This window comes from Corynebacterium diphtheriae (assembly GCF_001457455.1).
Taxonomy (GTDB): Bacteria; Actinomycetota; Actinomycetes; order Mycobacteriales; family Mycobacteriaceae; genus Corynebacterium; species Corynebacterium diphtheriae.
In genome coordinates this window covers 1092614-1111118 of the sequence record NZ_LN831026.1, presented here as the reverse complement: position 1 = coordinate 1111118, position 18505 = coordinate 1092614, and the positions used below count along the sequence as shown (strand labels likewise).

At 51.4% G+C, this 18505-nt stretch carries 36 protein-coding genes, 2 tRNA genes and 2 pseudogenes; 39 read left to right on the top strand and 1 reads right to left on the bottom strand.

Going from position 1 to position 18505, the window contains the following annotated elements; all coding sequences use genetic code 11:
* Positions 1-39: 39 nt before the first annotated feature.
* The 32 genes and pseudogenes from AT687_RS05510 (at position 40) to AT687_RS05385 (ending at position 13366) form a co-directional block, all read left to right on the top strand.
* Positions 40-113, top strand: a tRNA-Leu gene (locus AT687_RS05510).
* 289 nt (positions 114-402) lie between these two features.
* Entirely contained in the window at positions 403-588 is a 186-nt protein-coding gene (locus AT687_RS05505; RefSeq protein WP_014319048.1) for a hypothetical protein, read from the top strand.
* A 1-nt stretch (position 589) separates the two neighbouring features.
* Positions 590-1441: a DNA-damage-inducible protein D gene (locus tag AT687_RS05500; RefSeq protein WP_014319047.1), complete on the top strand. Its 852-nt coding sequence runs from the start codon at positions 590-592 to the stop codon at positions 1439-1441.
* Entirely contained in the window at positions 1438-1704 is a 267-nt protein-coding gene (locus AT687_RS05495; protein ID WP_014319046.1) for a hypothetical protein, read from the top strand. Before AT687_RS05500 ends, AT687_RS05495 begins: the two co-directional genes overlap by 4 nt.
* A gap of 144 nt (positions 1705-1848) precedes the next feature.
* Complete coding sequence (locus tag AT687_RS05490) at positions 1849-2151, top strand: hypothetical protein (RefSeq protein WP_014319045.1); 303 nt, start codon at positions 1849-1851, stop codon at positions 2149-2151.
* Positions 2152-2291: 140 nt separating this feature from the next.
* Entirely contained in the window at positions 2292-3317 is a 1026-nt protein-coding gene (locus tag AT687_RS05485; RefSeq protein ID WP_014319044.1) for a YqaJ viral recombinase family protein, read from the top strand.
* 221 nt (positions 3318-3538) lie between these two features.
* Positions 3539-4468, top strand: coding sequence for a RecT family recombinase (locus tag AT687_RS05480; RefSeq protein ID WP_014319042.1), 930 nt, complete (start codon positions 3539-3541; stop codon positions 4466-4468).
* A gap of 62 nt (positions 4469-4530) precedes the next feature.
* Positions 4531-5046, top strand: coding sequence for a single-stranded DNA-binding protein (locus tag AT687_RS05475; RefSeq protein ID WP_014319041.1), 516 nt, complete (start codon positions 4531-4533; stop codon positions 5044-5046).
* A gap of 18 nt (positions 5047-5064) precedes the next feature.
* Positions 5065-5262 carry a hypothetical protein gene (locus AT687_RS05470; RefSeq protein WP_014319040.1) on the top strand — a complete coding sequence of 66 codons (198 nt, stop codon included), beginning with the start codon at positions 5065-5067 and terminating at the stop codon, positions 5260-5262.
* Between the two features lie 350 nt (positions 5263-5612).
* Complete coding sequence (locus AT687_RS05465; protein ID WP_014319039.1) at positions 5613-5876, top strand: hypothetical protein; 264 nt, start codon at positions 5613-5615, stop codon at positions 5874-5876.
* Positions 5873-6322: a hypothetical protein gene (locus AT687_RS05460; protein WP_014319038.1), complete on the top strand. Its 450-nt coding sequence runs from the start codon at positions 5873-5875 to the stop codon at positions 6320-6322. The genes AT687_RS05465 and AT687_RS05460 overlap by 4 nt, the downstream gene beginning before the upstream one ends.
* The gene (locus AT687_RS12430; RefSeq protein WP_014319037.1) at positions 6315-6482 is read left to right on the top strand and encodes a hypothetical protein; all 168 of its coding nucleotides are present in this window, start codon (positions 6315-6317) and stop codon (positions 6480-6482) included. The genes AT687_RS05460 and AT687_RS12430 overlap by 8 nt, the downstream gene beginning before the upstream one ends.
* A gap of 30 nt (positions 6483-6512) precedes the next feature.
* A tRNA-Lys gene (locus tag AT687_RS05455) sits at positions 6513-6585 on the top strand.
* 284 nt (positions 6586-6869) lie between these two features.
* Complete coding sequence (locus AT687_RS05450; RefSeq protein ID WP_014319036.1) at positions 6870-7226, top strand: hypothetical protein; 357 nt, start codon at positions 6870-6872, stop codon at positions 7224-7226.
* Position 7227: 1 nt separating this feature from the next.
* On the top strand, positions 7228-7659 hold the full coding sequence (gene dut / locus AT687_RS05445; RefSeq protein ID WP_014319035.1) for a dUTP diphosphatase: 432 nt from the start codon (positions 7228-7230) through the stop codon (positions 7657-7659).
* 1 nt (position 7660) lies between these two features.
* The gene (locus tag AT687_RS05440; RefSeq protein ID WP_014319034.1) at positions 7661-7918 is read left to right on the top strand and encodes a hypothetical protein; all 258 of its coding nucleotides are present in this window, start codon (positions 7661-7663) and stop codon (positions 7916-7918) included.
* An 80-nt stretch (positions 7919-7998) separates the two neighbouring features.
* Positions 7999-8496 (top strand): hypothetical protein, encoded by a 498-nt coding sequence (locus tag AT687_RS05435; RefSeq protein WP_014319033.1) that lies wholly within the window; start codon positions 7999-8001, stop codon positions 8494-8496.
* Positions 8497-8560: 64 nt separating this feature from the next.
* The gene (locus AT687_RS05430; protein WP_014319032.1) at positions 8561-8911 is read left to right on the top strand and encodes a hypothetical protein; all 351 of its coding nucleotides are present in this window, start codon (positions 8561-8563) and stop codon (positions 8909-8911) included.
* On the top strand, positions 8908-9072 hold the full coding sequence (locus AT687_RS12425; RefSeq protein WP_014319031.1) for a hypothetical protein: 165 nt from the start codon (positions 8908-8910) through the stop codon (positions 9070-9072). Before AT687_RS05430 ends, AT687_RS12425 begins: the two co-directional genes overlap by 4 nt.
* A pseudogene (locus AT687_RS13000) lies at positions 9065-9337 on the top strand (pentapeptide repeat-containing protein); the annotation flags it as partial. The gene AT687_RS12425 and the pseudogene AT687_RS13000, both read left to right, overlap by 8 nt.
* A gap of 111 nt (positions 9338-9448) precedes the next feature.
* Entirely contained in the window at positions 9449-9646 is a 198-nt protein-coding gene (locus tag AT687_RS12995) for a hypothetical protein (RefSeq protein ID WP_227917079.1), read from the top strand.
* A 136-nt stretch (positions 9647-9782) separates the two neighbouring features.
* A complete protein-coding gene (locus tag AT687_RS05420) occupies positions 9783-10025 on the top strand; it encodes a hypothetical protein (RefSeq protein WP_227917063.1) in 243 nt (80 codons plus the stop codon).
* Positions 10022-10396 carry a hypothetical protein gene (locus tag AT687_RS05415; protein WP_014319028.1) on the top strand — a complete coding sequence of 125 codons (375 nt, stop codon included), beginning with the start codon at positions 10022-10024 and terminating at the stop codon, positions 10394-10396. Before AT687_RS05420 ends, AT687_RS05415 begins: the two co-directional genes overlap by 4 nt.
* On the top strand, positions 10383-10940 hold the full coding sequence (locus tag AT687_RS05410) for a hypothetical protein (RefSeq protein ID WP_014319027.1): 558 nt from the start codon (positions 10383-10385) through the stop codon (positions 10938-10940). Before AT687_RS05415 ends, AT687_RS05410 begins: the two co-directional genes overlap by 14 nt.
* Before the next feature lie 63 nt (positions 10941-11003).
* Positions 11004-11345: a hypothetical protein gene (locus AT687_RS05405; RefSeq protein WP_041740504.1), complete on the top strand. Its 342-nt coding sequence runs from the start codon at positions 11004-11006 to the stop codon at positions 11343-11345.
* Positions 11346-12014, top strand: a complete 669-nt coding sequence (locus AT687_RS05400; protein WP_014319025.1) for a hypothetical protein — start codon at positions 11346-11348, stop codon at positions 12012-12014.
* Entirely contained in the window at positions 12011-12169 is a 159-nt protein-coding gene (locus tag AT687_RS12420) for a hypothetical protein (RefSeq protein ID WP_014319024.1), read from the top strand. Before AT687_RS05400 ends, AT687_RS12420 begins: the two co-directional genes overlap by 4 nt.
* Positions 12166-12303 (top strand): hypothetical protein, encoded by a 138-nt coding sequence (locus AT687_RS12415; RefSeq protein WP_014319023.1) that lies wholly within the window; start codon positions 12166-12168, stop codon positions 12301-12303. Before AT687_RS12420 ends, AT687_RS12415 begins: the two co-directional genes overlap by 4 nt.
* A complete protein-coding gene (locus AT687_RS05395; RefSeq protein WP_014319022.1) occupies positions 12300-12491 on the top strand; it encodes a hypothetical protein in 192 nt (63 codons plus the stop codon). The genes AT687_RS12415 and AT687_RS05395 overlap by 4 nt, the downstream gene beginning before the upstream one ends.
* A gap of 62 nt (positions 12492-12553) precedes the next feature.
* Positions 12554-13081, top strand: a complete 528-nt coding sequence (locus tag AT687_RS05390; protein WP_014319021.1) for a hypothetical protein — start codon at positions 12554-12556, stop codon at positions 13079-13081.
* Positions 12993-13181, top strand: a complete 189-nt coding sequence (locus tag AT687_RS13600) for a WDGH domain-containing protein (RefSeq protein WP_462138034.1) — start codon at positions 12993-12995, stop codon at positions 13179-13181. The genes AT687_RS05390 and AT687_RS13600 overlap by 89 nt, the downstream gene beginning before the upstream one ends.
* Positions 13178-13366, top strand: a complete 189-nt coding sequence (locus tag AT687_RS05385; RefSeq protein WP_041740502.1) for a WDGH domain-containing protein — start codon at positions 13178-13180, stop codon at positions 13364-13366. The genes AT687_RS13600 and AT687_RS05385 overlap by 4 nt, the downstream gene beginning before the upstream one ends.
* Here the strand turns inward: AT687_RS05385 and AT687_RS05380 are convergent.
* Complete coding sequence (locus AT687_RS05380) at positions 13363-14046, bottom strand: hypothetical protein (protein ID WP_014319019.1); 684 nt, start codon at positions 14044-14046, stop codon at positions 13363-13365. The genes AT687_RS05385 and AT687_RS05380 overlap by 4 nt on opposite strands.
* 98 nt (positions 14047-14144) lie before the next feature.
* Between AT687_RS05380 and AT687_RS05375 the strand changes: the two genes are divergently transcribed.
* The 7 genes and pseudogenes from AT687_RS05375 to AT687_RS05345 all read left to right on the top strand — a co-directional run bounded on the left by AT687_RS05375 (position 14145) and on the right by AT687_RS05345 (position 18275).
* Positions 14145-14543, top strand: coding sequence for a hypothetical protein (locus AT687_RS05375; protein ID WP_014319018.1), 399 nt, complete (start codon positions 14145-14147; stop codon positions 14541-14543).
* Between the two features lie 354 nt (positions 14544-14897).
* A pseudogene (locus tag AT687_RS05370) lies at positions 14898-15647 on the top strand (IS1249 family transposase); the annotation flags it as partial.
* A gap of 483 nt (positions 15648-16130) precedes the next feature.
* Positions 16131-16466, top strand: coding sequence for a hypothetical protein (locus tag AT687_RS05365; protein WP_014319016.1), 336 nt, complete (start codon positions 16131-16133; stop codon positions 16464-16466).
* A 94-nt stretch (positions 16467-16560) separates the two neighbouring features.
* Positions 16561-16908, top strand: a complete 348-nt coding sequence (locus AT687_RS05360) for a hypothetical protein (protein WP_014319015.1) — start codon at positions 16561-16563, stop codon at positions 16906-16908.
* 10 nt (positions 16909-16918) lie between these two features.
* Positions 16919-17635 carry an FAD-dependent thymidylate synthase gene (gene thyX / locus AT687_RS05355; protein WP_014319014.1) on the top strand — a complete coding sequence of 239 codons (717 nt, stop codon included), beginning with the start codon at positions 16919-16921 and terminating at the stop codon, positions 17633-17635.
* A complete protein-coding gene (locus AT687_RS05350) occupies positions 17635-18006 on the top strand; it encodes a beta-sandwich lipoprotein (protein WP_014319013.1) in 372 nt (123 codons plus the stop codon). Before thyX ends, AT687_RS05350 begins: the two co-directional genes overlap by 1 nt.
* Positions 18006-18275 carry a hypothetical protein gene (locus AT687_RS05345; RefSeq protein ID WP_041740500.1) on the top strand — a complete coding sequence of 90 codons (270 nt, stop codon included), beginning with the start codon at positions 18006-18008 and terminating at the stop codon, positions 18273-18275. Before AT687_RS05350 ends, AT687_RS05345 begins: the two co-directional genes overlap by 1 nt.
* Positions 18276-18505: the final 230 nt, after the last annotated feature.

Here is an 18505-nt window from a genome sequence, read left to right as displayed (position 1 = left end):
GGCATAAACCCACCTTGATGGTTTATAGTTCTTTCCAGCGCCCCTGTATCCCAATTGGCAGAGGAAACGGATTCAAAACCCGTGCAGTGTGAGTTCGAGTCTCACCAGGGGCACCGTCTAAAACGCCGTTTACTAGCTTTGTTGCTGGTAGATGGCGTTTTTTGTTTTGGGTTTGCGAATTGGTTTGCAACCCTTATTTGGCAAAATGTTACTTTTTTGACCTGCTGTTTACTTTATTTCCGGCACGTAAACGGCACACAAAAGCGATAGTTTCGGGGGTAGTTCATGCGTGACACCTATTTGGGGGTTTTCGGACTTTATTGCGTTTTCGCATGTCCGAGCCGGTTTTGAAAGTTTAACCCTGTTGCATAATGTTTTACGACACTGGCACTATTAAGGCTTATGGAATCCACACCTTTTATCGCGCTCGCTGCTCTCGAAAACGACCCCTCCCCATGGGCCACAATGCGGGTCGTTGGCATCAAAGCACACGCCTTTGACCTTCTAACAGAAAAAGACTCCCAACACACCATCGAGACTGCACTAGCAACCGCCCTCATGATGGATACCAGCTTCCAAGGAGTCTGACATGTCAGCACCTGTTGTCATCAACCAGCCGGAAACCACTTCCCCATTCGACAACCTCAAGCACACTCGCGTTGACGGCTACGAATACTGGTCCGCCAGAGAACTCATGCCACTGATGGGATACGGGGCGGACTGGCGCAATCTAGGAACCGCAATCGAACGGGCAAAACTTACTGCACTGAACACCGGCGAAGACGTGAGCAGCCTTTTCGTTGATGTCACCGAAAAGACTGCGGGTCGCCCACGAGAAGACGTCCACCTCACACGGTATGCCGCCTACCTCACATCAATGAACGGTGACCCGCGCAAACCAGAGACGGCTGCCGCACAAGCCTACTTTGCGATCAAAACCCGCGAAGCTGAAGTTTCCGCTCCACCTACACCAGCACTTCCACAAACCTATGCCGATGCACTCCGTGAGCTTGCCACCACCGTTGAAGCTTACGAGGCGGAACAGCGCCGCGCCAATGAGCAAACAGCATTAGCATCCCGTGCCACACGAGCTTTAGAGGTCGCTGCGCCGAAGATCGCGAAGGCTGATGCTCACAGCGGTGTAACGGAGTGGAAGACCCGCCAAGTTTTCTACCGCGAAGCCCAACAATGGGGCATTGCCTGCGGAATCAAGATCAATCAAGCCCACATCCGTGACCTACTCACACGACATGGGATGCTCATCGGGGGACAACGCAACGACACCGGGCACATGTCTTCACACGCTATTCGCAGTGGGTGGGGTCGCAATAAGAAAGGCGTTTCAACAAGTGGGCATGCATATGTGACACCAGTGATGTCCCCAAAGGGGCAGGATGTGGCATGGAAATGGATCGTACAAGAGTTTGGAGATAAGAAATGAGACTATACAGGCTGCTGATTACGAGTGAGCCGGAGATGGAGTATTCGGAGGGTATGATGCTTCCTCATCCTGTTGGGTGGTCACCGACACCGGATTATGTGGAGAAGATGCAGACTCGTGAGTGGATTGCGCCGGTTTCGGATCGTGTTTATAAGTCTCGTGGTGGTGCTCGTGCTCGTGCGGATTTGTTGCGGAGTTATGGGTTTGGTGTGGAGATTGTTCGGTCTGCTCGTGTGGTATGGGAGTCTCCACAGGCCGCCTAACCCTTCTTCTTGTTAACCGTGTCACTTTTTGGCGTTTTTTCGGCTACCTCCGTTGCAAAATGTAAAACACAACGGGTCGGTAGTCATTGCTTTTCGCGCACATCTATCATTGACATATTGGCGCCTTGAGTAAGGAGTGGAACTGTGGATGCGTTAATTAATACCGTGCTGGGCCGCGTAACTGGCATCAATCCCGACAATGTTGTGTGGTGCTTATTCGCAAGCGCTGGAAAACCAGACGAGTTCGGAAAAGTCGTTAACACAGTTCCTGTAACCATCGAGGAACGCGGAGACTTCCCCAACGTCGTAAAAGTTGAACTAATGTTGGCGTTCCTTGTGGACATGATGCGCGACAAAGACGGCTTCTATGCGCCAGAATTAGCCGAAAATTTAGACACGGTCCGCGAGATGATTAGCATGGAACTGTTCAAACAGAAAAACGACTAAATCCCTTATTTCACTGGTCACATACATTTGTTTGACACTACCGCAAATATTGGGTAGTGTCTTTTTTGTCAGCAGGTGTTGCTAAATACTTTGCAACAAAAACACCACGATCCCCCCTCGACCGGACAAGGAGGTGCCACATGCCATCCACACTCGTCACAACACCGCTCACCCCAGGAGCCACCGAATGGCGCAAGGCCATCACCGCATCAAAAGTCCCCGCCATCCTCGGGCTAAGCCAATACCAAACCCGAGCCGACATCCATCTAGGAATGAACGACATTCTCAAAGAAGACACTATCGATTCTGTGACACAAGCACGCTTCGATTGGGGTCACGATGCCGAAGACTCACTGTGCAAGTTTTGGGCACGCTACCACGAAGGTGTTGCCCTGTCTGATGGTGAAGTCGGTTACACGAACACTGATCTTGATTTCCCCAACCAAGTCCTTCTTGATCGCGTCGCCACATTCCCCGATGGAACACAAACCATATTGGAGTGCAAAACCTCAACCGATTATGCGAAGTGGGGCGCGGAAGGCGACCCACTACCGGCCGATGTGTTCGCTCAGGTGCTTGCTCAAATGGGCATTTCCGGCATTCACAGTGCGGTCGTGATCGCACAGGTTGGCAGTACGATTCCACGGTTCTACCATCTGGAATTTGATTCTGAGCTATGGGCGGATGTCACTCAAGAGCTTAAACGATTCTTCGATTCCACTAACGCCAACACAGCTCCACCAATCAGCACAGATGTACTCAACGAGGTCACCAAAGCAACCGGTTCCCCAACCGTTAACGACGCAATGGAAGTTCCCATCAACGCGATAAGCGATTATCTCTCAGTGTGCATTGAAATTGAAGAACTCATCAAGCAGAAAGAAAAACTTGAACAGGAAGCCCTAATCCCCCTGATGGGAGATCACCGGCAGCTTAAAGTCGACGGCTATGTTGTTGCTAGCGCCAGCACCCGATTCACCAAAAAGACAGTGGAAGTCTTATTTGCCGATCAACTAAAAGATGATCGCATCTATGAGAATGTGTCACAAAAGCGCCTACAGCCTGAACTTGTGAAGAAAATCTACCCGGAGATGTACGAGGCTGGATGCACACCAAAGGTGGCGTTCAAACCAGCGTCTTTGGTGAAAAAATACGCAAATCTGTAACGTAGTGTTGCAAAATACTTTACACCAGTAAAAGCCATCAAGGATGTGATCTTATGGCCGAGTGGCCAACCCACCGCAAGAAGACAAACCTGCGTAACAGCTTTTCCCGCTACCTGAAGAAGAAGGCGGCGCAGGAAGCTAAGTGTCGTAAAAAATAACTAGCCGCAATAAAACAGGGTGTAGTTGTTGCAAAACATCTTCACCCCACCACAAGGAGAAAAATGAGCACCACAGTTTCAACCACAGATAACAGCCAAGATCTTGTAGGCACCACTAACGACCGCGGCGTCTACCGTACGGGTGAGAACAGCAAATACACCCCCGAAGAACGTGACCAGCTTCGTGCACTCGCAGGACTAGATGAGGCATCAGATGCTGACCTCGATATGCTCAAAATGGTTGCGAATCGCACCGGATTAGACCCATTCGCCAAGGAAATCTATCTCATTGGGCGCAAAACAAAAACAGGTGGTTACCGTGGCGAACCAGTGCGCTGGGAAACCAAGTGGACCGTTCAAGCCGGTATTGACGGTTTCCGAAAAGTCACCCGCCGTTGGGCGGATGCCCGGAATGAATCGGTATCCATCCAGCCCGCGACGTTCTTCAAAGAAGATGGAACCGAAACCCCAATCTGGTTAAAGAAGTGGGGTTTCCCTGTTGCCGCGTCTGTCACCATCCGTATCGGAGACGCGGAAACCACCCACGTTGTGATGTGGGATGAGTACGCACAAACCAAGAAGGATGGCGGCTACACACAAATGTGGAACGACAAGCCAACCACCATGCTCGGAAAGTGTGCAGAAGCAGGCGCCCACCGAAAAATCTGTTCTCTCACAGCAGGCATGTACGTGGAAGAAGAAATGCAGACCGTACAGGCAACGGCGCAACGCATGGACCAAAACAACGCTGAGTCTGCCGCACAAGTACGCGCACAACTCATGGCTAAAAAGCCAGAGCAAGAACAAATCACCCAGCAGCCAGCGCAAGAGGTCAACAACACCGAACTGATCGAACAGCTCAAAAACATGATCACTAGCGCAACCACCATGGAACAACTGCACCAAGTTCCACGCCCTGAAAACCTCACCCCACAAGAAGACGCAATCCTAGAAGAACTGTGGAACACCAGGGCCACAGAAATCACCAACTAACCGCACGTCATGAGGGGGCGCGACCTCAACAAAACGCGCACTAGATCAAAAGGACAAAGAAAATGGCACAAGGCGAAGTCAACGTCACCATTGTTGGTAATCTCGTTGCAGACCCAGAACTTCGCTTCACCCCTAATGGTGTAGCAGTAACCAGCTTCCGTGTTGCTTCTACCCCCAAGAAGTACGACTCCCAGTCGAACCAGTGGGTAGATGGTGACGCGGTTTTCTTGCAGTGCAACATTTGGCGCCAAGCTGCCGAAAACGTTGCAGAATCCCTCACCAAGGGCATGCGCGTGATCGTCACCGGGCGTTTGCGTCAACGCTCATATGAAACCCGTGAGGGTGAAAAGCGCACTGTGATGGAGCTAGAAGCCGATGAGGTTGGCCCATCGTTGCGTTACGCATCTGCGAGTGTCATGCGGAATGAGCGTAATTCTGGTGGGAATGGGTTTGGTTCCCAGCCGTCGACCGGTGGTTTTGGTGAGCAGGGGTCACAATCCCAGTCTGGTGGCCAGTCTCAGGGTGGTGACGGGTGGAATAATCCGGCGCCTCTTGGTGGTGATAACCCGCCGTGGTGATCGGGTTATGATTCCGCTATGAGAAAAGATGATTTGAAAGAGGCTGCACTTGTTGCGATGCGGGAGTATTACGCCGCTCGTGATGTTCTCGCGGAGAAGCGGAGTGTCGCAAAAAAGGCGTTGAAAACTGCAAAACTTCGTGGCGTTACGAACCGTGAACTAGCGGAAGAGTTGCCCACCTCAGAGAGTGCGTTATCAAGGTTTTCCGCAGGTTAACAGCAGAGTTTGACACTACCGCAAATATTGGGTAGTGTCCTTTTTGTCAGCAGGTGTTGCAAAAAATTTAGCAACTGTTAGGCGATAAAAACATGGTTGTGAACCACAACCTAAACGTGCTGTTTGATAACTCAAAAGAGAGCCCAACCCCACAGAGAACGGTAGTGGGGACGTGTCCCAGCGGAACTACTTACTAATGCGAGCGTGTGTCACAGATCGCCTTGACCATTAGTGCCGACAGGCTGAAACCACCCCACCGCACCACAGCCTAGGGGTGAGGAAACACCGCATAAGAGGGCACGAAAAACACACGCCATGAACCAGCAACTCCCTAGGTGCAAGCCCTAGGCATGGCACAACCCGCCCCCAAACAAAAGAAAAATGAGAACAATAACACGCATCTACCAGCGGATATTCGCAAGAAAAATCATCCCACTCACACAACCCATCAAGGAACAATCATGACATGGAAAGAAATCGCTGAACGCCGACTCCGCCTCTGGTGGGCAGGGCTCGCAATCGGAATCATCGCAGGATTCGCCCTCGCACTCATCGTCACAGCACCACCCACATGGATCAACGACATCCCAACCACCACCCAAGGTGCAAGATGAACATCACCAAAAAAGAAGCCCTCGCACACATCCGACGCTTACACACCCACCTCAACATGGTGCGCCAAAGCACCCCACTCAGCGCGACCACACATAGTGCGCTAAAAACAGCTCTACAAGAACTCGAAAAAGCAACACGCATCATTAGCTCCGAACTCCCCCGCCCCGTCACCGAACGCACCACCACCCACGCCGACGGAAAGAAACCCCTCACAGGTCGATACCCATTCCTCCCCACAGTCACACTCGCAGACATCGACGGAAAAACCTTCGACAGTGACACAGTCACAAAAGCAATCCTCTCCGGAGCAACCCACATCAAAGAAACCACCGGGCGAATCAGCAAAATCGGTAAAGCCATCCTCCCGCAAAGCATCAAACGCGCCGACGGTGGATTCATCAACTACCGCAACATCGAAGCATTAGGAACCATCGACAATGGGTAAACAACAACGATTCATGGACGGTGAGCGCCTCAAACTCGTCGAATACGGGCTTCGCAGTGCTGCTAAAGACACTGCACTCCACCATCTTCCAGAAGTACGCGAATCGCTATTAGAAAATGCGGAATTAATCCGACGGAAAGTCCTAGAACTCAGCAAATAACACCCGTGGATGGTGCTTTAAGTCCACAAAGCCCCTATAGCTCAACTGGCAGAGCAACTGACTTTTAATCAGTGGGTTGCAGGTTCAAATCCTGCTAGGGGCACGTAGTGGTGTGAACGCGGGTCACGTCTACTTCCCTGCAAAGGCCGCCATCATGGGATAGTTCCCGGCAGTAAACCTGTCTCCCTAGCCAAGCCTGCACCACTCACACGCCCGTACAGCTCAATTGGAAGAGTCACCGCACGCCGGTTCAAATCCGGCTACGGGCACAAGGCACACACCGTACCCTGTGCCAAAGCATGTAAGTCATGCACCAACAAACCGGTGCTAGGGCGCACCATACCCCGCCCTGGCACCGCAAAACTACAGCGCAACGAGGTACCACCAATGGCACGCACACGATCATCAGCGCGAAAAGCAGGCTCACAATTCGAAAGAATCATCGCCGACTACCTCGCCCACCACATCGACGACCGCATAGACCGCCGCGTCAAAACCGGCGCCACAGATAAGGGCGACATCGGGGGCGTCCGATACCACGGCGAACGCGTCACTATCGAATGCAAAAACACCACCCGCACAACACTTGCAGGCTGGATAAAAGAAGTCGAAATCGAAGCCGCCAACGACGAATCCCCCTACCCAATCGTCATCCACAAACGCCACGGCAAAGCCAACCCAGCCGAACAATACGCCACCATGACTGTCGAAACACTCACCCAACTGCTCAAAAAAGGCCAATAACATGCAAGAACTCCACTACAAACGACTCACCAAAAACGCCCTACCCCCAGCACGCGCATACCGAGGCGACGCCGGCCTAGACCTCCACACCGATACCCCAATCACCATCCCAAGCGGCGCAATCCGAACAGTCACCACAGGCCTTTCCGTCAATATCCCCTACGGCTACGTTGGCGAAGTTCACATCAGGTCAGGAATGGCCTTTAACTACGGCCTAACGCTCGCAAACAACATCGGAATCATCGACCACGGATACACCGGCGAAATCAAACTCTGCATCGCCAACCTCTCCGAACACAGCGTCAAATTCCCAGCCGGCACACGCATAGCACAACTCATCATCAAAAAAATCGAACTCCCATACCCCGTAGAAATCGACACCATGCCCGAAACCGAACGCGGCGACGGCGGATTCGGATCAACAGGACACTAACATGCTCACCCAATCAGACATCCTCACACTCACCCGCGACGACAACACCGAAACCGGATACCAATTCCGCGGCGACATCGAAGAACTACTCAACCTCCTTGAAACCGAAGGATGGACAATCCACCAAACCACCAACACCACCTTCACCGCCGAAAGCCCAATCGAAGGTGAATGGATCGGATTCGACTCCGGGATGATCCAACCCTACGACGCCGGCGAAGAACCAGCATGGGAAATGTTCACCCAAGCGGTCGCCTAACACCCCAAAAGCACCATGAAGAAAACCCACAAAGCAAAACCACACATCCATAAAACAGGCGGCCAATGGTGTGCCACAGGATGGGGGCGCACCATACAAACCCCCACGGAAGCCTCATCGCACGCCGCAAACTCCGTGCACTCCTAGCACTAGGAATCCACATCTTCGACCTTGGAAGCGAAGAAACACCAACCTCCTGCCTCATCGAATCCCTCAAAGACGCCGGCCACATCCACCCAGTAACACAGCAATACATTAACCAACTCTGGGACAAACACAACGGTGACAGCTTCCGCCCACACCCCAACTACGGGCCACACGTTTTCTGGCCCGTACCACTGGAATGGGACAACATCGAAAACCCCGATGAAAAGCACAAAGACCAAACCCTAGAACGCCCCAAAGTATGGGTTGACCGGATCATCCGGTCAGGCCTAACAACTCCACTCGCAGCAGCCTGCGACACCAAAAAAGAAACCATTTATTCATGGCGCAGACAAGGCGCCTCAGAAAAACACTTCCACAAAATCTACAACTTCTACCTCAAAGCCTACGAAGCCCATGACAACAAAACTTAAAATCGGCTCGCTATTTCTCCGGGTACGAAGGTCGTCGAAAAATGATTAACGAGGAGGTAAGTAAATGAAAATTTCTATTTATTCATGCAACGAAAAAATGGCGGCATTCATGCGCGGTGAGATGGCCTGCCTCGATGTGCGAGGTTTGCCGGATCCTAGCCCCACATGCCAGGACATTTTTGGTACGGATCCGCGAGTGTGGGACGCGATGGTGACTGAGGACAGTCGGCTAGTCGTGGGTAAGGCTATCACTGCGGTCAGCTGGGCCTTGGCACATAAGACGCTGTGTGTTTATTGCGAGAGAGGCTGGCAACGAAGCGTTGCTATCGCTGAGAAGGCGGCGGAGATGCTGCGGGGGATGGATGATAGCGGTTTCCTTGAGGTGGATGTGACGCATATGGAGGCGAAAAAATGATGCCTATTGACCAGGCGCCCATGCTCACCCCGCATGATGTGCTGCAGATGATGACCTCAGAACTGGTGGATATGCGGCGGGATGATTACCCACTCACTGCCACCGAATTTGCCTACCACGTCCACAACCTCGAAGAAGCACTAGGAGAACCCAATGACTAGCCTGACCCATGAGGATGTTGAAAAGATCATCAAGAAAGCGAGGGCAGAATATAAGGCCCCTGATCTACGTGGTGCTGATCTACGTGGTGCTGATCTACGTGGCGCTGATCTGTGTGGTGCTGATCTGTGTGGTGCTGACCTACGTGACGTTGACCTACGGTTCGCTAACCTACGTGACGTTGACCTACGGGGCGCGAACCTACGTGACGTTGACCTACGGTTCGCTAACCTACGGTTCGCTAACCTACGGTCCGCTGAACTATGGGGCGCTAACCTACGGGGCGCGAACCTATACAACTGTATATGGGATGGTCTGCAAATAACACAACCCCCATACGGCCAAGTCATTCTCACCCCCACCTGTAAAGGCTGGTGGATGAGTATCGGGTGCTGGGATGGCACCCCAGAAGAGTTAAAAACCCTCATCTCGAAAGATGAGGGTGGGATAGAAGCAGGCGATGAAAACCACCTCCCCTGCTCCTACCTTGAAGCAGTCTTCGCCTTATGCGAGGCATACATGAAAGATAACGCAAAAATTATAGATGATCTAAAGGGTATCTGGGGTGACGCCTGATGAGAAGGATCGAGTTAATCACGTGCGGGGTTGACCAGCTCGAAGCGGCCAAAGCCGCTGGGCTAACCCCCGCACAGGCGAAAGAGCTAGCGGGAATCCTCACCACAGCAGCAGAAAGAACACAACCATGACGGATATGAAAGATATTCTGGGTGACCTTATTACCGAATATGGCGCCTGTTTCAAGGCGGAAACCTTTAACTGGGCAGAAGGCGTACCGCATTCTGGGGCTGGGCCGACTATGTGGACTGTCGTAGGTGGCAGGGTCATGATTCAACGCACAGAACCTGCAGACTTTAGCCCCAATGATGCTAGACGGTTCGCACAAGCACTTATGCGAATGGCGGACATTGCCGAGGGGAAGGAGCCACAGCAATGAGAGCCATTAATTTAATCACGTGCGGGGTTGACCAGCTCGAAGCGGCCAAAGCCCAGCACCCTCACGCGCCGGTGGTTGACGCCCGCATACTCCCCGACCCTTCGGAAGAGGTAGGCGACCTTTTCGGCACCGACCCCACTGTGATGCTCTGCATCGCGAGACTTGATCCACAGGGCGCGATAAAAACCGCCAATCGCGTAAAAGGATCAATCTACGAGGGGTGCGACACGGTGATCATTTTCTGCGAAGGGGGCTGGCACCGGTCGGTAGCTATCGCCGAAGCTGTGGCATGGGGGCTGAAAGCATTCAATGAAAATCCCGGCGCAAAAATCATTACAACCCATTTAGGAGCAAAGAATGAAAATTGTTGAAGCAGTTGAAAAAATCGGAGAAGCTTCCAACAACTTGCGCGAAACTGCCAATGGTTTTGACAACCTTATGCCCCTAGGCGATTGGCACGGCATCAGCCGCCTTGACATGATCGACTTTTTCTACACAGTGGCGGAAATGCTCGATGCGATCCACAAGCAGCTAACGCGAGACTTTGGGGACAACACGGCCCCTCAAGAAACCTCCCTAAACGCCGCAATCGGGGACGGGTGCAGAGCAGTAGCTAGGGCCTATTCAAGCGTGGTTGGCGACGACCTTACTGCGACTAATTATTCTTACCTCACTGGTCTTTTTGGAGACCCTGATGATGACGATTCAGCGCTGAGCATCCATGAATCGGCGCATAACCAGCTTTGTGAGACGATTTCCGCTTACCCTTACATTTTGTCCTATTTGAACAAGGCAAAAAGAATTAATCAGCAGCGTAAGCCAGAAGGTAAAGACTGGATCGATGAGGCACATGCACAGATGCTGAGGGCGCAGGAGGCGGAAAAGAAGCTGCGGTTGCTAAGAGCGAAACGTTGAGAAGCTATGTCCTATCGACGCTGGCGAATGCCGTGTTCGACACGCACAATTGGAGATAATCGAATGAGTATTCTAAACATCCTTGACCGTGTGCCGCCACGGTGGGACGGCCGTGAAATCGAATGGGAAGATTGGAAACCCGCGCCAATCGTTTGCGGCTCGGCATCCAACGCCTGCGATAACTGTGGCTGCACAAGTGGCGGCATCGTGCGAAAAGGACACGTCGAACAAGCAGAAGAGCGCGACGGCAATGTAGTGCCCCTGCACTCGAAAGCTAAGACGCATCTAATCCTATTCCGTTGCACAGGATGTGCAAATACAAGCGTGTTTGATGGAGCGCAGTTCTGGGAATTAGACGAACAAGACTATGCCGCAGAAGGCTCCTACGAGCGACAGGAGGATTAAATGACTACTGATGTTTTACCCCCAGAGAAGGTTAAAGAGCTAATCGGCATAGACTTCGACGAGTCTTTCTTCGAGGCTCGTGCATGGTGGGTCTGTAAAGACCCACGCGAAAACACGCGGGCTCATAAACTTTCTGTCGAGCATGAAGAAAAACAGGTCGCATTCTGTAAGCAGGTCTGTGAAGAACTTGACTGTGACTACGACAAAGCCATATTCATGGGTCGACAAAGCGAATACTACATGGGCGGATTCGTCCCCAACGATCCTGACAACGTGAACAAAAACCTCAAACTACCAGGACCAAATGATTATTCGTTTGATGACGGTGTTTACGTGCTCGACGGGCGTAAGAAGCTCGGTAGGAAATACAAGCATGAGCTTAAGAATATAGAGAATATGAGGTTAAAGACCCCATTCTTTATCGAAAATATCCCGCACCGCGTGTTCATCTGGACGAGCCATGGCTGCTTTTCCGTTGAACCCCACGTGTATTACAGCAGCAACCTGCACCACCGCCCTGTCATCATCACTACATGGAATCCAGACGATGCACTAAAGGGCAGCGAAGAATTCATCCCTGATCCTGAGATGTGGGAGCGTCGTCCCCTGTCTGAATTTGTTGCATATGTCGAATACTGTCAGGCCAACCGTGAAAAGGAACAATCGTGAACAACATCGATAAAGCAGCACGAGTGATTCACGAGTGGCTGCAAGAGCACTTTTACATCTCTCAAGACACTGGTGACCCCCGTGCAATTGCTCAGCGTATCGCAGACGCGGGACTACTAGCAGCAGAACAACACCAGAATGAGGAGACAAAATGAGCAACCTAGATAAAGCGGCGGATTTGATCGCACAATATGAGGCGGAACCAGGGGAATTCAACCCCCGTGGCCTCGCGCAGCAGCTCGCAGACGCGGGACTACTAGCAGACAAAGAACAGGAGGGGATAGTGTGACGGCGCTTGCTTATATCTTGGTGGTCCTCGCCACCGCCGTATGGGTATTAAATTTTGCCGCCGTTCTTTACGAGGTCATTTGGGACGATGACCTCGATAAGGCCTTACTTTTCATCTACCTGCTTGTATTCATCTCAGTATGCGCCGGTATCGCATATTCAGGCGCATACGAAATTATGAACGGATAAGAAAATGACCACATTCGCACTGATCTTCAAAGAGTATGGAGTGTGTACGGAGAGCCAATAGGATGAATCCACGCAACATCTTCCAAGAAACCATTGAAGCTGCCGGTGGGGACATCAAACATCTACTCCACTTCCTATCCGAAGCGCCCCAAGGGACCACCATATACGGCGGCAACCTTGGTGTTTGCCTCAAAACAACACCCGGTTCCAGTATCTTCGCCAACAACGAATACCTCAACAACGAACCTAACGATGAGGAATGGGATACCGAAACTCTCAGACCCGCACAACAACAATGGGTATGCGAGGACGGCAACACCTATGATTCCTATGATGTTGCGGATGAACTATTCGGCACGAAGATTTTCAAAGCCGAATTCCGCCCAATAAATATCATCACCCCCTCCACTAACAGTGTTGATGATGTGAAAACCATCGTGTGTCTTGAAGAACCTGAACAGGACGGGAAGTTGGGGAAAACCAACTTCGATGCCGCCGTAAATGTTATTGAAAACACATACGATTCGGGGGGAAGCAGCCCAACATCTCGCAGGCTGGGGGCTACTCGTGGACAATTACCACAACATTGATGAACTATATGACTACCGGTATGCTTATAACGCCCTAATTTTCAATGAGTGGGAGCGCCAAGGGGTATATTTCAGTACACAAGTCAATTCGTCACAGTGACGGTAATTTATGCTTGGTGGTGGCTGGTTCATCGTCTCCGCAAACACCCCACCGACCAAATCACCAACCACTACCCCATGAGCAAATGGGACATGTTCAAAATCCCAGAATCCCCCAAAGCCGCACCATGGGACGGACACACCCCACAAATCGCCCTCCAACGACTAGAAAACCTCCTACGTTAGACACGAATCGTGCGCCCACTTTGATACTTCTCAACATATTCACCAAGAATCTTCGGATTCTTCCATAACCAACCATTCGCCGCAGCCCACTCAACAACCGAATCCCGATCAATCTCATTGATCAACCCGCGTATCTTCAACTCATCCAAAGCCCTCTTAACATCACGCTTCTCATACCCTCCTGTGATTGTGTTGTTGTGATTGATGATCTGCCCACAGCTCGACAAGATTTCAACAGCAGCCTCCGGAAGTGCAGGTAACATACCTTCTTGGTAAAAGTCCGGTACCTCACCTGAAAGCACAGTAGCGCCGACTTCTTTACTCCACACATTCAACGGCTGCCCCCAAGTGAGAACCATTAATGCTTTCATCTTGGGGTTGTCGTTGAATACCGACAGGTGTTTCCTGTGTGGGAGGTATGCAAGAACAGCTTCATCTCGGGCGAAGAGTCTGTACGGTTCGTGGCCAGTTGCGACACGGACATCGTTGCCGTGTGCAAGGCGTCGGGCAAAATCATTCCTTTCGATGGCGGATTTGGTTGGTGCCCAAAGCACTATGCCTTCCATCTCCTCAACATCAATTGTTTTCCTCAACCATCTCAACAAGTCCCTAATGCCATCTTCTATACCAGCGGCGCCGTGTGCGATTGCGACTGGGCAATCTATTTTCGCTTCAAACATAATTAATCCTTCCTGGGAATGAGGCGTGAATTAAGCGTACTAGAAAACCACGATTCGCCCTCCCCCGCGCCACCCCCGTCTCCCATAAGAAGAACACCATGAACAAAACCATCCACACAGGCATAGCCTCCTTCCCCACCATCACCATCACCCCAGCCGGTGATGTCAAACTCCATGGTGGCAGTATCTACGGTGACGTGCACCTCACCGTAGAAAAAACACGACGGTTCATCAACGCCATGAACCAAGCACTCGACGAAGCAGGGAGATACCCATCCGACCGCATCTACGATATGCTACGCCAAAACCCAGAACACGCCTACGGCATGCTCACCAGAGACATCCGCAAAGGAATCCGCAGGGCGGCACGAGGCAAAGTCCCCGCCAGGAAAACAGCATGGGAACTAGACCGAGCTGGTATCACCAAACGAATGGAACTCACTGACTTCGGCTGGTCATTGTACCGAGCGCTCGACCCCAAGAAGAGGGAATCGTGAGAACATTTTTACCGCTGACCTACACCTAGGCCATGAGAAGGTAGCCAAGCTGTGTGGCTTAAATAGTGTCAAAGAACACGTCGAAACCATCATGGGCAGCCTCTTTAAAGGCCCTCCCCAAATCTGTGCGAGTTTCGAAACATGGGACTTGAAACCCGCGCCACTCAGCGAGATTGAAAAATCATCAAATAAGGGCTAAGTAGCAAAAAGTGTGTCTGATCTTCTTGAAGTCTGCTGGTCACAATAGCTAAAAGCTGCGTGTATATTCCGGCAGGCAATATATCGGGGTGGATTTCGACCAATCCCGAGTTTTGAACCGTACTTGTGCTAGCACGTGCGGTTTGATTCGTCTTCATGTCTAAGAATCGACCACGATGCCCGGTTTGTGCAGGGCAAATGAAGAAAAACGGCACAACAACAAAAGGCACCACTAGATGGCGCTGCATCAGCCCCGACTGCGGTGCTTCCACCACCAAAAAGCGAACAGACCTTACCCACATCGCCGACTTCAAGGCCTTCATCTCCTATACGAGTGGCAACCACACGTTAAGCCAACTTGCCGAAGACCGCGGATGCAGCCGATGGACTCTCAACCGCAAATTCGAACCGTTCTGGCTTATCGATATCCCCAACACCCCAGATAAGAACCGCATCTACGACCAAGTCTTCATCGACGGAACCTACACCAATGGCGGATGCCTACTCATTGCAGCATCACGCACCCATGTACTGTGCTGGCACTGGTGTAAGACAGAATCCACTAAGGCCTACAAAAGACTGCTCTCAAAACTACAACCACCACTATGTGTAGTACTCGACGGCGGATTAGGAGCCTGGTCAGCAATAAAAGCCCTGTGGCCCAACACCATGATTCAACGCTGCCTAGTTCATGCCCAACGCGTTGTTCGGCGCTATCTCACCTCACGGCCTAGGACGGATGCGGGCAAGGCGTTATACTACCTTGCGCTGCGACTGACCAAGATCAAAGACCTCAACACCGCACGGGAATGGGTCACCCTGCTGCATGAGTTTGGGCAGGTGTATCGCACATTTCTCAATGAGAAGACGAAACTACCCAAACACCGCGACCCAACGGGCACACAATCCCTCGACATCGCCCAATATCTCACAGGGCTAGGCTCACAAATCGTGCAATACGTAAGCCGGAGTTGCCGAATGGACGGAAAAATCAAAGAAACCCCATCAAAGACCTGCGCAAATCCACCGATCTCACCATCTACGAAATAGCGCGCGTTACTAACAACACCACAATCGCCCAAAATGTTGTCGCACAAATCAACAACATCCTCGATGACGCATTCGGAGTCACCCATGAAACCCCATAAAAGAACAAACCTTCTACAAAAAATTTCCCTATTCTTTGCAACACTCGGAGCTGCGAGCGCGTTTATAGGCGCGTGCTATCACAACACATTTGAAAGCTGGTGCATCTTCATACTCACCGCAGCGATCATGGTCATGGTCTTTGTGGATGCATTCACTTCATCCCATGAATAAATAGCTAACAAACACGTAAAAAACGTACCATTAAACTAGACACCAACACCTCAACCCGAGAAGAAACCAATGCCAACACCACAACACCCCAACATCATCGTCGCAAAACTCCGCTACCAGCAACAACGTAAAACCCTCATCATCCCCACAGGGCTAATAATCGCATCATTTCTCATCCCGCTACTCGCCATCATCCTCGGAGGGTCAGACGGAGCAGTAGGAGGATGCGCGGTCGGCGGAATAGTCGGTGTTGTATCTGGGACAGTCATGCTCATCAACGCCAGCACCAAAGTAAACGAAGAAAAAATCGCCTACGAAAAAGCACTGGCGGAAGCCGAATGGGCCGAACACCAACGCATCCAACAACTCACCAACAAGCTACTCCACGACGAAGGGCTAGCCTAAAATTACCGCGAGCTAAAGGACTCGCAGCAACACCCCAAGGGTCAACGGCCCTTTTTTTTAATACTGGGGTGTTGCAAAATTGTTTTGCCACACGATGAGACTTTTCAACAAGACCCGCACCATCAAACAGCTACGTACACACAACGAACACCTACTCCATCTACTCACCAGCTACGCACACGAACTTAAAGAAAAGTGCGATGACATCGACAAACACCGCGCAAACATCACCATCGACGACCTCACAACCGTAAACGGTGTAGAAGCCCTCTACCCGAGGATCATGATCCGCAGCAAAAATTTCACCTTCGGGGTGCTCACAAAAACAGGTGTTATTTTCCCCGCAGATGATGCAGAACTCGCCTACACCCCCACCGAAATTGAAGAACTCATCGCAGTTCTACAAATCGCCCTCGAACAACACCGCAAGACCAGCAAATAGGAGTCACATAATGACAATCGCAACCCCCAAAGCGCACCTCATCGCACGCACCACCATCTGCGAACCAATCACCCAATTCATGGACATCAACCCAGATGCCTCCGAAGTAGAAACCCTCATCGAATTCGCCGGACGCGCCTGCTACCAGTCCTTCCACCGCCCCGTTGAAGCAACCAACACCACAGAAAAATACACTGCCAACACCCTCTTCAACCGAGGGCACTGGTCAATCGCAGAACACGCAAGCGCAACGTTCTACATCACCGGCGTATCACGAGCCTTCACACACGAACTCATCCGCCACCGCCACCTCTCATTCTCTCAGCTCTCCCAACGATTCGTTGATGAATCAAAACCAGGAGTAGTCATCCCACCAGCACTCAGGGACTACAAAGCGGGACTTGTCGCCCGAAACGGCGAGGAACTAACCGCAGAAGACGCATTGCAATGGATTTCCGAGAAGTGTGCGTTGAACTACCAAATTCTCACAGATGCACTCACCGAAGAAGGATTGTCACGTAAGCAAGCCCGCGAAGCAGCCCGTGCGGTACTGCCGAACATGGTGGAAACCCGCATCGTTGTGACCGGCAATATGCGCGCATGGAAAGAGGTTATTAACCGTCGCACGCAGCCGGATGTGGATGCTGAGATGCAAGAAGTCATGGGGATGATAGCAGATCAACTCGCCACCATTGCGCCGAATATTTTCCCAGCTAAGGAGCAGTAATGAAGAAAGTTATCATTCCGCTAATCGTCGCAGCCGTCACACTGACAGCGTGTGTTAATGATTCCACAGTGGTGAATCACAACATCACACAGGATGCTGAGAATTTCAAAATTGCCCGCCGGATTGTGTTCGTCAATGGCATCACTGACAAGTATTTGTTGTCGGTTGAGGGTTATTGCAACATCAATGATGATCAAGGCCAGTTGGAAGTGATTTGTAAGGATGGTGGGGAGTTTAAGAAGCATTTCCTTGGGTTGTCGGACAATGTGACTTATTTTTCGGAGCAGATAAGCGGCGCGAATGTGTCTGATAATTTCTACAAGGTGGTGTTCAAGCCATCGGTTATTGTCCCAGATGTTGAGGTGCATTGATGACGGCGCCAACTAGGCATTTGGTTTCTGGGAACATTGTTCTGATGGCGATTCGGTTTGGGTTGCCACGTCACGGTAAAAACCTTCAAGACACGATTAATCTTGTGAAGCGGGAGTGGGAGAACTTTTCCCTCGTGGAAAAGATCGCTATTCAAGATGACGTCCTTGTTGAGGTTCTTTACCGTGAGAAGACCCCAGAAATGTATAAGCGTGAATTAGAGCGCTTAACCGGGCTGTGCAAGTGGGTTGGGCGGAGGGTGCCATTGTGACAGTCTCCTGCCCCACACCTCATAAGCAGGGGTTTAAGTCGCGGAAAAATGCGCTGGTTCGTTTGCGTGAGGCGTGGCGGACTGGGCGGTATAAGCATTTGCCGATTCGGGCGTATAGGTGCCCGTGCGGTAAGTGGCATCTTACAAGTAAGGCGCGTAAGGGTTAGTGCAGTCGTAGTTGTGGGGCGCTTCGTGTGATACTTTCCGGGGAGGGTGTCAGGTGTTTTGTG